Origin of the sequence: Leisingera sp. NJS201, assembly GCF_004535885.1 — a bacterium.
Taxonomy (GTDB): Bacteria; Pseudomonadota; Alphaproteobacteria; order Rhodobacterales; family Rhodobacteraceae; genus Leisingera.
Window position 1 is genome coordinate 1731355 of record NZ_CP038234.1, and the last position, 12619, is coordinate 1743973.

Annotated in this window: 11 protein-coding genes and 1 pseudogene; 3 read left to right on the plus strand and 9 right to left on the minus strand. The window is 62.4% G+C overall.

The window, feature by feature from the left end; translation table 11 throughout:
* Positions 1-53 precede the first annotated feature (53 nt).
* Together ETW23_RS08610 and ETW23_RS08615 are read left to right on the plus strand one after the other, a co-directional pair.
* The gene (locus ETW23_RS08610; RefSeq protein WP_129370668.1) at positions 54-899 is read left to right on the plus strand and encodes an ABC transporter permease; all 846 of its coding nucleotides are present in this window, start codon (positions 54-56) and stop codon (positions 897-899) included.
* Between the two features lie 147 nt (positions 900-1046).
* Positions 1047-2032 (plus strand): annotated as a pseudogene (locus tag ETW23_RS08615) (ABC transporter substrate-binding protein).
* A gap of 281 nt (positions 2033-2313) precedes the next feature.
* On the opposite strand, the gene ETW23_RS25860 reads toward ETW23_RS08615, so the two are convergent.
* Positions 2314-2511 carry a hypothetical protein gene (locus ETW23_RS25860; RefSeq protein WP_254695178.1) on the minus strand — a complete coding sequence of 66 codons (198 nt, stop codon included), beginning with the start codon at positions 2509-2511 and terminating at the stop codon, positions 2314-2316.
* 161 nt (positions 2512-2672) lie between these two features.
* Here ETW23_RS25860 and ETW23_RS25865 point away from each other — a divergent pair, with 161 nt between their 5' ends.
* Positions 2673-3152: an ATP-binding protein gene (locus tag ETW23_RS25865; RefSeq protein WP_254695179.1), complete on the plus strand. Its 480-nt coding sequence runs from the start codon at positions 2673-2675 to the stop codon at positions 3150-3152.
* A gap of 25 nt (positions 3153-3177) precedes the next feature.
* On the opposite strand, the gene ETW23_RS08625 is transcribed toward ETW23_RS25865, so the two are convergent.
* The 8 genes from ETW23_RS08625 to acs form a co-directional block, all read right to left on the minus strand.
* The gene (locus tag ETW23_RS08625) at positions 3178-3678 is read right to left on the minus strand and encodes a flavin reductase family protein (protein WP_129370670.1); all 501 of its coding nucleotides are present in this window, start codon (positions 3676-3678) and stop codon (positions 3178-3180) included.
* 60 nt (positions 3679-3738) lie between these two features.
* Positions 3739-5148, minus strand: a complete 1410-nt coding sequence (locus ETW23_RS08630; protein ID WP_134829758.1) for a 3'-5' exonuclease — start codon at positions 5146-5148, stop codon at positions 3739-3741.
* A gap of 3 nt (positions 5149-5151) precedes the next feature.
* Entirely contained in the window at positions 5152-5667 is a 516-nt protein-coding gene (locus ETW23_RS08635; protein WP_129370672.1) for a hypothetical protein, read from the minus strand.
* 85 nt (positions 5668-5752) lie between these two features.
* Positions 5753-7576 (minus strand): DUF294 nucleotidyltransferase-like domain-containing protein, encoded by a 1824-nt coding sequence (locus ETW23_RS08640; protein WP_134829759.1) that lies wholly within the window; start codon positions 7574-7576, stop codon positions 5753-5755.
* Between the two features lie 104 nt (positions 7577-7680).
* Positions 7681-9465: a sodium:solute symporter family protein gene (locus ETW23_RS08645; protein ID WP_134829760.1), complete on the minus strand. Its 1785-nt coding sequence runs from the start codon at positions 9463-9465 to the stop codon at positions 7681-7683.
* 1 nt (position 9466) lies between these two features.
* Positions 9467-9751 carry a DUF4212 domain-containing protein gene (locus tag ETW23_RS08650; protein WP_129370675.1) on the minus strand — a complete coding sequence of 95 codons (285 nt, stop codon included), beginning with the start codon at positions 9749-9751 and terminating at the stop codon, positions 9467-9469.
* A gap of 193 nt (positions 9752-9944) precedes the next feature.
* The gene (locus ETW23_RS08655; RefSeq protein ID WP_129370676.1) at positions 9945-10628 is read right to left on the minus strand and encodes an adenylate kinase; all 684 of its coding nucleotides are present in this window, start codon (positions 10626-10628) and stop codon (positions 9945-9947) included.
* A 7-nt stretch (positions 10629-10635) separates the two neighbouring features.
* Positions 10636-12597: an acetate--CoA ligase gene (gene acs, locus ETW23_RS08660; protein ID WP_134829761.1), complete on the minus strand. Its 1962-nt coding sequence runs from the start codon at positions 12595-12597 to the stop codon at positions 10636-10638.
* Between the last annotated feature and the right edge of the window lie 22 nt (positions 12598-12619).

Below are 12619 nucleotides of genomic sequence, written 5' to 3' on the forward strand. Positions count from 1 at the left end.
TGCCGCTGCGCGGCTCACCCGGGATGTTTCTGGCAAGAACAAGGGGTGCTGTCATGGTGATGGTTGTTCTAGCCGTGCTAGTCTGGTGTTTGGGATGGTGGCTGAACAGCCGTCTGGCAAACAGCCCGGCCGCGAAAACCCGCGCAGTGCAGCTGCTGGTGCCCGCGATCTTCGGCACCACTGTTCTGGTGGTCTGGGAGTTGCTGGTGCGCGGGATGGACGTGTCTTTGGTGATCCTGCCGGCTCCCTCCGTAATCGCGGTGCGCTTTGTCTCCAGCATCCCAATTCTGTGGGCGGATTTTGCCCAGACCATCCTGAAGGGCGCGCTTGGCGGCTATGTGATCGGCTGCGGCGCGGCGTTTCTGACCGCGATCCTGGTGGACCGCAGCGACTTTTTGCGCCGGGGTCTGCTGCCGGTGGGGAACTTCATTGCAGCGCTGCCGATTGTCGGCACCGCACCGATCCTGGTGATGTGGTTCGGCTTTGACTGGCACTCCAAGGCTGCTGTAGTGGTGGTCATGGTCTTCTTTCCAATGCTGGTGAATACGGTGGCGGGCCTGCGCGAGACCTCAGCGATGCAGCGCGACTTGATGCAGACCTATGCGGCGAGTTACTGGCAGGCGTTTTTCAAGCTGCGCCTGCCGGCAGCGCTGCCCTTTGTGTTCAACGGGCTGAAAATCTCGACCACGCTGGCACTGATCGGCGCGATTGTGGCGGAGTTCTTTGGCTCGCCCACAGTCGGCATGGGCTTTCGTATCTCTACCAGTGTCGGCCAGCTGGCGCTGGACATGGTCTGGGCCGAGATTGTGGTGGCAGCACTGGCAGGCTCGGCCTTTTACGGTCTGATGGCGCTGATTGAGAAAACACTGACTTTTTGGCACCCGTCGCAACGGGGCTGAAGATTGGGCCGCCCCGCCAGATGCGGGGCGGTTTTGCGGAAAACTTGCGCGGGGTGCCGTCAACGGCCGGCCTTATAAAGAAAAAACTTTGAACGAATGGTCAAACCCGGGCAAGCTTCAAGTCATAATCAATAGGGAGAACGAGACATGAAACATCTGATGACGGCGGCAGCGCTGGCACTGGGCGCTGCGGGGCGGCGCAGGCGGCGGATGATGTGACGCTGCAGCTGAAATGGGTAACCCAGGCACAGTTCGCGGGCTATTACGTGGCGCTGGACAAGGGGTTCTATGAGGAAGAGGACCTGAATGTCACCATCCTGCCCGGCGGGCCGGATATTGCCCCGACCCAGGTGATTGCCGGCGGCGGTGCAGATGTGACGGTGGAATGGATGCCCGCGGCGCTGGCAGCACGGGAAAAAGGCCTGCCGCTGGTTAATATTGCGCAGCCCTTCAAATCCTCGGGCATGATGCTGACCTGCTGGAAGGACACCGGCATTGCCGCGCCTGCCGATCTGGCCAACCGCACCCTGGGTGTGTGGTTCTTTGGCAATGAGTTTCCGTTCATGAGCTGGATGAGCCAGTTGGGCATTTCCACCGAGGGTAAGGGCGAGGCTGGTGTCGAAGTTCTGAAGCAAGGCTTCAACGTGGATCCGCTGCTGCAGCGCCAGGCTGATTGCATTTCGACTATGACCTATAATGAATACTGGCAGGTCATTGATGCCGGGGTCGGCGCCGATGAGCTGATCACGTTTAAATACGAAGATCAGGGCGTGGCGACGCTGGAAGACGGCCTGTATGTGCTGGAAGAAAACCTGAGCGATGCGGAGTTCACCGGCAAGATGGAGCGCTTTGTGCGTGCTTCAATGAAGGGCTGGAAATACGCTGAGGAGCATCCGGATGAGGCGGCAGGGATCGTTCTCGACAATGATGCCTCCGGTGCGCAGACCGAAACCCACCAGAAGCGGATGATGGGTGAAATTGCCAAGCTGACCGCTGGCAGCAACGGCGCGCTGGATCCGGCGGATTATGAGCGGACAGTGTCAACGCTGATGGGCGGCGGCTCGGATCCGGTAATCACCAAAACCCCTGAAGGCGCCTGGTCCCATGCCATCACCGATGCGGCTCTGAAATAGGCAGCGCTTAGGTATTGAAGATCCGCCGGGTCCTGGACACCGGCGGGTCTTCCGCTTGATTTCCGCGCAATATTGTTAAAATTTCAACAATTCGGTGGTAATTAAAAAATACTCCCTTGAGGTGTTTGATATTGTGTTAGCATCTCCTTATGGGAGAGATGCGTGTTCATATCCCTGATCGGCAAAAGCAATCCGGTTACCCGCCGCAATACTTGTGCCTTTGCCCTCAGCCAGACGACACTGCCTGCCACGCTCGGTACGCAGCGCACGGTCGGGCTGCGTTACTGGATGTCGCCAGCAGAAGCTGCGAGCTGCCGCTGATGAACCTCTGCCAGGCGGCGCATCAGCGCAAGCTGGAGACCGGGCGGGTCCAAATTCTGTTGCTTTACGAAGTAGTACCGCTGGGGCTGGAACTGACGGCGCCCCATCAGAGCGACGTGATACCGGTTTCGGTCTGCTGCTTGCAGCAGATCACGCACACTGATTTGCTACACGCCTTGGCCTGCGGTTTCGATGTCATTCACGTGCAGGCCTGCGCCAGCTCTGCCGGCAGGCTGCAACAGCAGCAGGAGGTGGAGTTGGTGCATGTGCTGGGCGGGTTAGGCCGGATTTTGCTGTTTGACGGGCTGAGGCCCTGGCAATGCGGCTGGCGGCAGGCATTTTCCCGTTTCCCTCGGTCGCACCGGACATATTGGCGGTTGGCAGCCGCAGGGACACCGCAAGGGCCAGCGCCGCAGCGCTTCTGCCACCCAGTGCGGACCATGTCGCCTTGCCGGAACAGGCGCCATACGGTTCCGTCAGCTTGGACGAAGACCTGTGCAATCAGTGCAGCAGCTGTGTCTGGGTTTGCCCGTCGGATGCCTTGAGCCTGACGGAAGACGGCGGCGCACTGAGCTTTGTTGAATCCTTGTGTTTTCAATGCGGCTTGTGCATTTCGATCTGTCCGCAGCGGGCGCTCAGCATGGAACCGGGTATGGATCTGTCCGCGTCTGCCGTGCTGCCGCATCTGCTGGCGGGTCAAGATGCAGAAGAGGCAGGAACCCCTGGATTGGTAGAGGAGATTGCAGTTCTGGGCAGCGCCAGCGCCGCGGTGCAGGCCTTGGGGCAAGCCCGGGGCTAGGCGGCCTGGCCTGAGATTGCGCTGTTCAGCTTTGCTCCAGGAACCCGCCATACTGGCCGCGCTTGAAGATCAGCCCCTTGCCGGGACGGGTGGTGACGCTGGCCGCTTCGCCTATGATGATGGTGTGGTCACCCGCCAGATGGGCGGCAAAGCGGCGGCAATCAAACCGGGCAATCACCCCGTCCAGCGCCGGCGCCCCCTGATCGTTGAGTTGCCATGCTGCAGCGCTGAAATCTTCGCCGCGGGCCGCGAAGTGCTTGGCCAGGCCCAGCTGATCCTCTGCCATCACGTGAATGGCGAAATTCTCAGCCATAACAAATGCATCATGGCGCAGGGACGCTTTGGCCGGGCACCAAAGCAAGAGCGGCGGATCCAGCGACACGGAGGTAAAGCTATTGACCGTAATGGCCAGGGGGCCGCGCGCTGTCATGGTGGTGACAACAGTCACCCCGGTGCCAAAGCAGCCGAGCGCATCGCGGTAATCCCGGGCGGTCTCGGGCCCGGGGATAAAGCTGGTTTCGGCCATGTCGCGCGCCTTTTATCCGTTCCGGGCAGTGACCTGCCACGCATAGGGGCGATTGTCTACCTAGTTCATGTCTTCAATGAGGCGCCCGTGTTTGCGGGTCTGTTCCAGCACCGCGCCAAAGGTGCTGAGACCGCGGGCCTCCAGCATCGCCAGCATTTTGCTGAACACCTCAGCTGTGGCGCGGGCATCGCCCATGGCGGTATGGCGCAAAGCAGGCGGGATGGTGACGTCCAGCCGTTCGCACAACGCGTCCAGCGTGTGGTTCTGCGAGGCGCCGAACAGCACCGCGCTGAGCAGTACCGTATCCAGAACCGGCTGATCCCAGCTGACGCCGGTGCGTTTGGCATGGCGGTGCAGAAAGGCCATGTCAAAGGGCGCATTGTGGGCCACGATCACGGCGTCCGAGGCAAAGCGGTGAAAGGCACGGGCAGCTTCGGCAATGTCCGGCGCGCCCTGCACCATGGCGTCGCTGACCCCATGCACCCTGGTCGAGGCCGCCGGGATCGGCCGGCCCGGATCGACCAGGGTTTCAAAGGTCTCGCTGCCGATGATGCGGCCGCGCACCATCCGCAGCGCGCCGATCTGCACGATCTCGTCCTTATGCGGCAAGAGACCGGTGGTTTCGGTATCAAACACCACATAGCTGAGGTGGCTGAGTTTGCGGCTGTCCAGCCCGGCGTGATCGGTTTCCAGCAGTGCAAAATCATAGACCAGCGGCCGCGCGTCTTCAGGTTCAAGACCGGCATGGCTGCCCTCGAACAGGATGATATAGCCCGGCGCGCCGCCCAAGGGTTTCAGCCGCAGATCGAACACCTGGGTGCCGCTTGCGCTTTTGACTTCGGCTTTGACCTCCAGCCCGCTGCGCACCAGCCGGCCATAGGCGGCCTCCAGCCCGGTGAGGTTCAGATAATCGGACAGCGGCGCGTTCAGCCGCGGCGGAGCTTCCTGCGCCAGAACCGCGGCGGCCTGACCGTCATAAAGCACGATCTGATGAGCGGGGTTTGCCATGACGGTGGCAATGGGAATGTCGGTCAGCAGCGCCGCAAGGCGGGACTTCTCGGCTTCCAGGTGCTCGGTTTCGCGGGCGATGGCCTCAGCCGCGGACAGCGCCGAGTCCCCCAACTGCCCGGCCAGCCCCTCGGCGGCAGCTGCCAGATCGCCCAGGTACCGCGCGCCGCGGGTGTCCAATTCCTTGGTCACGCCGGCATGGGCGCGGGCGCGCATGCCCGCCGCCAGCCGCTCTATCGGCTTGGCGACATTTTCGTCAAACAACAGCCAGACCGCAGCACTGAGACCAAGGATGGCGAATGTGCTGAGCAGGCCCGAAAAGACAAAGGCATCCGCCAGCAGAGGTTGATCTGCCCGGTTGTAGCCAAGCCACAAGGCGCCGCCGGTGACAAAAATGCTGCCAAGCGCCAGCAGGCAGAAGAACAGGAAAATCCGCAAACGCAGGCTGAGGCGTGCCAGCATTTTTTACCCTCCGCAGGCAGTTGCCAGGATCGGGTCATCGCCGCCGCCGCCGACCCAATCCAGGTTTTCAGGAAGACCGCCGGCAAAACCCGCATCACCAGCCGCCAGCGCCCGCCGGCCGCTGCCGCAGTCCAGCCAGACCGGCAATTTGCTGACCGGGGCCCAGCGGCCAAAGAAGTACAGTTCACCAAGATAGATCTGCGGATGATCCGCATGGGTTTTCATCGTCGCGGTATCCAATGCGGCAAAGCGGTCGACATAGGGCACGGCATAGGTCCAGGGCCGGTAAAAGCTTTGGTTTTCCACCGTGTCCGCGATGACCAGCCCCTCGGGCAGGGCCGCAGCCGTGCGCGGGTACCAGCCGTATTCCGAGGCAATGGTGGCTGCGATCATTGCCAGCCCTGCCGCCACCGGCGCCAGCCAGCGCGGCAGCCGCCCGCCCAGGAACTTGCCCAGCAGCATCACCACACCCGCGGCGGCAATACCCGCAAAAATCACCGCAATCAGTTCCAGAAACATATGCTCTCCCAGCGGGCCTCCGGCCCTTTCATCTTTCTCAAAATACTCCCGCCGGAGGCTCCCGCGCTCTCCGCAGGCACAATCGTCAGCTTAGCATGGCTTTGCCGTGGCCTGCCGCCGATTGCATGGTCTTTACCACAACAAAGGCGTCCCGCAGATGACTTCGCTCAAAATCCGACAGATCCGAGGGCGCCAGATAGTTGTCCGGAGCCTGACCGCTGCGGATTTGTGCCGCCTGATGCTCCAGCCGGGTCTGGGCGATCAGGTCGTAAGCGTCCAGCAGGTCGCGCGCGCCGGAAGGGCTGAGACCCCCTGCGGTCTCTGCCGCCTCCAGCCGGGCGCGGGTGTTGACCGCGTCCAGCCGGCCTTGCAGCGCATAGATCCGGCCCAGATCCACCACCGGCACCACGCCGTTGTGTTTCATGTCCAGGGTGTTTCGGTGCTCGCCCGAGCGGATGGTGGCCAGCCCGCGCAACAGGCCCAAGGGCGGCGTGTGCTTCAGCGAGTTGGCGATCATATGTGCTGTAAAGATCGTATTGCCGCCGGCCGCCTTCAGGGTCTCCTGTTGCAGATCCTCGAACAGCGCAGCCTCGCCGCCGATCGGGCGCAGGTCAAACATCACCGAGGCCAGCATCTGCGCCTCTGGAACCGGCTTGGCGATCCAGCCGCGGAAATAGTCACGCCAGACGCGCATGGGCTGACGCCAGCGCGCATTCGATGCCATCATGTCGCCGGGGCAGTAGACGTAACCGCAGGTGTTCAGCCCATCGCAGACAAACCGGGCCAGCGCTTCGAAATAGGTCTCATCGCCGGGCGCCAGATCGTCGGACAGGATCAGGCAGTTGTCCTGATCCGACACCCCGGTCTGCTCGCGCCTGCCTTGTGAACCGCAGGCCAGCCACAGGTAGGGGACAGGCGGAGGCCCCAGCGTGTCTTCGGCCAGCGCCAGCAGGCGGCGGGTCACGGTGTCGGCGATGTCGGTGATCAGCCGGGTCGCCACCTCATGCCGGTTGCCGCTTGCGACCAGTTGCAGCAGAAGCCGCGGGATTTCAGCGGTGACCTTGGCCATGTCTTCGGCATTTCCGGCACGGGCGATGCTTGAGACCATCTCGCCTGAGCTGACCGCCTGAAACCGGGTGAGGTCGGTCTGGGTGACGATCCCGACCAGCTTTCCGGCCTCAACCACCGGGACATGGCCGATGCCGTGTTCCATCATCATGTGCAGCACATCCGAGCCGATGGCAGAGGGCGCCAGCGTCAGCGGGTCCGGGGTCATCGCGTTACAGACCGGGGTGGAGATGGGTTTGCCCGCGGCAAGGATCTTGCCGGTCAGGTCGCGCGTGGTGAGGATGCCTTGCAGCCTGTCCCCGTCGGTCACGCAGACTGAGGAGATGAAGTGGTCGCGCATCAGCTGTGCCGCACTTTGGCAGGTAATACCGTTGGAGCAGGTGACTGGCGCCCGCGCCATGATTGCCTCGACGCGGGTGGTGGCCAGGTTGCTGGTCTCCTGTGCGCCGGGGCGGCGGCGATCGAAGAATTTGGCGACTTGCGGCTGATCTGCCATCAGGGCGTGGAATTTTGCCTTGGGCAGCAACAGCAGCAGCGTCTCTGTGGTGGCCTGGGCTGAGGTCACCGCCCGGCCGCTGCGGGTCAGCCCGCGCTCGCCGAAGGAATTGCGCGGGCCGAGGATCGAGACGGGAATACCGTTTTCATCCGTCACTTCGACTTCGCCGGTGTGGACCAGGTAAAGGCCTTCCAGCTCTTCGTTCAGCGCATAGACGGGATCGCCTGCGGCGGCCTCGATCTGTTGGAACTTGAAGGCCAGATCCTGCAGCAGCGCGGGCTCCAGGCTATCATAAGGGTGAACCGAAGTCAGAAAGCGGAGCAAGGCGGCGTCAGATAGGGGCATGGGCATACCTGCATGAAATCAGGAAAAAAATGGCCCCGCCAGTAAGAACCGGACGGGACCATGAGGAAAAAGGCGGGCTGCAGGGCAGCCCGCCCAGGGGAGGTTCAGTGGTCCTGCGCAACTCCGGCACCGCGCGGGATGCGGACGCTTTCCACCAGCTCTTCGATCTCGGCGGGGATCGCTGCGGTCGATTTCGACACGATGAAGGCGACTGCAAAGTTCACCATCGCGCCAACCGCACCAAAGGAGGTGGATTTGATGGTGCCCAGCAGCGGGTCTGCGTCGGTGAAGGAGTTGGTGTCCGGGATGAACAGCCAGCCTTTGTGCAGGAAGATGTAGACCAGGGTCACACCCAGACCCGCCAGCATGCCGGCCACGGCGCCCTTGTTGTTCACCTTGGTGAAGATGCCCATCATCAGCGCCGGGAAGATCGAGGCTGCTGCGAGGCCAAAGGCCAGCGCCACGGTCTGCGCGGCAAAGCCGGGAGGGTTGAGGCCCAGATAGGTGGCCACCGCGATGGCCACACCCATGGCGATACGGGCCGACAGCAGCTCATTCTTTTCCGAAATCTGCGGGTTGATCGAGCCTTTGATCAGGTCGTGCGATACCGCAGACGAGATTGCCAGCAGCAAGCCCGCCGCGGTCGACAGCGCAGCCGCAAGACCGCCGGCAGCAACCAGACCGATCACCCAGCTGGGCAGGTTGGCGATTTCCGGGTTGGCCAGAACCAGGATGTCACGGTTGAACTTGGTCAGCTCATTTCCGGCCCAGCCATTGGCCGCAGCAGTTGCCTGCAGGTCTTCGGATTTGTCGTTGTAGTACTGGATCGCACCGTCGCCGTTCTTGTCTTCCCAGGCCAGCAGGCCGGTTTTCTGCCAGGTCGCCATCCAGTCGTACTGCGGATCGTTTTCGATCTGCTGGACGGTCACAGCACCGCCTTCAATGCCGCCATTGGGCCACATCATCTCGGTGATGTTCAGACGCGCCATGGCGCCAACTGCCGGTGCGGTCAGGTACAGAAGGGCAATGAACACCAGCGCCCAGCCGGCCGACCAGCGGGCATCAGCCACTTTGGGCACGGTGAAGAAGCGCATGATCACGTGGGGCAGGCCCGCGGTGCCGATCATCAGCGACAGGGTGAACAGCACCATGTTGAAAGTGTCGGAATGATGCGCGGTGTACTCATTAAAGCCCAGCTCGCGGACAATGGCGTCCAGCTTGGCCAGCAGCGGTTCACCGGATGCGGCGTGATCGCCGAACAGGCCCAGTGCCGGAACCGGATTGCCGGTCAGCTGCAGCGAGATGAAGATGGCCGGGATAGTATAGGCCATGATCAGCACGCAGTATTGCGCCACCTGGGTGTAGGTCACGCCTTTCATGCCGCCGAACACGGCGTAGGCGAACACAACGCAGGCGCCGATCAGCAGGCCGGTGGTGTTGGAGACCTCCAGGAAGCGGCCAAAGGCGACGCCGACGCCGGTCATCTGGCCGATCACGTAAGTGGTCGAGGCCACAATCAGGCAGATCACTGCCACGATGCGCGCGGTCGGGGAATAAAACCGGTCGCCGATGAACTCGGACACGGTGAACTTGCCGAACTTGCGCAGGTAGGGGGCAAGCAGCAGCGCCAGCAGCACATAGCCGCCGGTCCAGCCCATCAGGAAGGTGGAGTTATCATAGCCGGTAAAGGCAATGAGGCCCGCCATCGAGATGAACGAGGCTGCCGACATCCAGTCGGCTGCAGTGGCCATGCCGTTGGTTACAGGGTGAACACCCCGGCCGGCGGCATAGAATTCAGATGTGGAACCCGCGCGGGCCCAGATCGCGATGCCGATGTACAGCGCAAAGGACGCGCCCACAAACAGCAGGTTGATGGTAAACTGGTCCATCTTATTCTTCCTCCACGCCGTATTCGCGGTCCAGCTTGTTCATCCGGAACGCGTAGAAAAAGATCAGCCCCAGGAACACCAGGATCGAGCCTTGCTGGGCGAACCAGAAGCCAAGATCGGCGCCGCCGACGCTGATGCCCGACAGGGCAGGGCGCAGCAGAATGCCGAAGCCGAATGAAACAACAGCCCAGATCACCAGGCTGACAAGAATGATGCGCACGTTCGCCGCCCAATAGCCTTTATCGGCCTCGGCGGTTTTTGCCGCATTTGTGGTTTGGTCCGCCATGAGCGGCTCCTCCTTCTTCCTCCTGAGCTGCTTTGCGCACGGGGCGCCGGGCAGACTCTCTCCGTTTGCCTGCCGCCGGGTTCACGGGCGTGCAGGCATAATTCCTCTGGTCCGCCAAGGCGGTGCCTTCGGGTATTCATATGTCCGGAAGACGGGGTCCTGCGGGTTTGACGCAGGCCCCGTTTCTTGTTTGTTAGGCGGTGGCCTCGGTCACGATGGCCGCCATGTCCCGGGCAATATCCGCGATATCGCCCATGGCATTAGTTGTCTGCAGCACGTCCTTGCCGCCGTAATAGTCAATCAGCGGCGCGGTTTGCGCGTGATAGGCTTCCAGACGGCTGGCAACGGTTTCCGCGTTGTCGTCGGCGCGGCGTTTCATTTCGGTGTTGCCGCATTTGTCGCATTTCCCGGCTTCGGCGGGCTGCTTGAAACTGTCGTGATAGCCCTCGCCGCAGCCGCCGCAGGTGTAGCGGCCCGAGATCCGTGTCACCATGGCGGCGTCATCCACCTCAAGGCTGATCGCGGCGTTGATCTTCTGGCCGGTTTCCGCCAGCAGCTCGTCCAGTGCTGCGGCCTGCACGGTGGTGCGAGGGAAGCCGTCGAGGATCACGCCCTTAGTGCAATCCGGCTCTGCCAGACGGTCGCGCAGGATGTTGATCACGATCTCGTCGCTGACCAGCTGCCCTGCTTCCATCACGGCCTTGGCTGCCAGGCCTGCCGGGGTGCCCGCGGCAACCGCTTCGCGCAGCAAATCACCGGTCGACAGCTGCACATAGCCGAATTTTTCCTCAAGCATCCGCGCCTGGGTGCCCTTGCCGGCGCCCGGAGGGCCCAGCAGGATCAGAACGGCGGGACGGGTTAGAACTGCCATATTCATTGGTCAATCACCCCTTGTTCGCACGGTTTTGGATCAGGTCATCGACCACCGACGGATCGGCGAGGGTCGAGGTGTCGCCCAGGCTGCCAAAGTCATTCTCGGCAATCTTGCGCAGGATGCGGCGCATGATCTTGCCGGAACGGGTTTTCGGCAGGCCCGGTGCCCATTGAATGACATCCGGCGAGGCAATCGGGCCAATCTCGGTCCGCACCCAGGTGCGCAGCTCCTTCAGCAGCTCGTCCGACGGCTCGCGGTCGTTCATCAGGGTGACATAGCAATAGATGCCCTGGCCCTTGATCTCATGCGGGTAGCCGACCACGGCGGCCTCTGCCACGGCGGCGTGGGCCACCAGTGCGCTTTCGACCTCGGCGGTGCCCATGCGGTGACCGGAGACGTTGATCACGTCGTCAACGCGGCCTGTGATCCAGTAATCGCCATCCTCGTCGCGGCGGCAGCCGTCGCCGGTGAAGTAGTAGCCCTTGTAGTCGGAGAAATAGGTTTTCTCGAAGCGCTCGTGGTCACCCCAGACGGTGCGCATCTGGCCCGGCCAGCTGTCCTTGATGCACAGCACGCCCTCGACGCCGTTACCCTCGATCTCGACGCCCGATTGCGGGTCCAGAACCACCGGCTGGATGCCGAAGAAGGGCTTCATCGCCGCGCCCGGTTTCATCGTATGCGCACCCGGCAGCGGGGTCATCAGGTGGCCGCCGGTCTCGGTCTGCCACCAGGTGTCGACGATCGGGCATTTGCCGCCGCCGACAACCTCGTTGTACCAGTTCCAGGCTTCGGGGTTGATCGGCTCGCCCACGGTGCCGAGGGTGCGCAGGGAGGACAGGTCGCATTTCTCGACCCATTCGTTGCCCTGGCCCATCAGGGCGCGCAGCGCGGTGGGGGCGGTGTAGAACTGGTTCACCTTGTGCTTTTCGCAGACCTGCCAGAAGCGGCTGGCATCGGGGTAGGTCGGCACGCCTTCGAACATCAGCGTGGTGGCGCCATTGGCCAGCGGCCCATAGACGATATAGCTGTGGCCGGTCACCCAGCCCACATCCGCGGTGCACCAGTAGACGTCGCCATCGTGGTAATCGAATGTGATCTCATGCGTCATCGCGGCATAGGCCAGATAGCCGCCGGAGGTATGCACAACACCCTTGGGCTGGCCGGTGGAGCCGGAGGTGTAGAGGATGAACAGCGGATCTTCGGCGTTTACTTCGGCCGGAGCGCAGTAGTCATCCGCTTCCAGCGCCATCTCGTTGTAGTCGTAGTCGCGCCCGTCAACCCAGGTGGTCTGGCCGCCGGTGCGCTTGACCACCAGGCATTTCACGCTGTCCTTGGTGTGCAGCAGCGCGGCATCGGCGTTGGACTTCAGCGCCGTCTTGCGGCCGCCGCGGGGAGCCTCGTCGGCGGTGATCACAACCTTGGCGTCGCAGCCGTTGATCCTGGCCGCCAGCGCGTCGGGGGAGAAGCCGGCAAACACGATCGAATGAATGGCACCGATCCGGGCACAGGCCAGCATCGCATAGGCTGCTTCGGGGATCATTGGCAGGTAGATCACCACCCGGTCGCCTTTGCGTACACCCATCGATTCCAGAATGTTGGCCATCCGGCAGGTGCGGCGGTGCAGCTCCTTATAGGTGATGTGCTGGGCTTCTTCTTCGGGGCTGTCCGGTTCCCAGATGATTGCGGTCTGGTCGCCGCGTGTTTCCAGATGACGGTCGATACAGTTGGCAGAAACGTTCAGGGTGCCGTCGGCGTACCAGTTGATCGAGACGTTGCCGAAGCTGTAGTTCACATCTTTCACCTGGGTGAAAGGCTTGATCCAGTCGATGCGCTTGCCCTGTTCGCCCCAGAACCCGTCCGGGTCAGTCAGCGAGGCGTCATACATTTCCTGATATTTGGCGGCATTCACATGCGCGCGGGCAACGGTTTCGTCGGACGGCGGATAGACAGCGTCTGCGTGCAACGCGTTCATTCGGTTTCCTCCCAGAAATTTT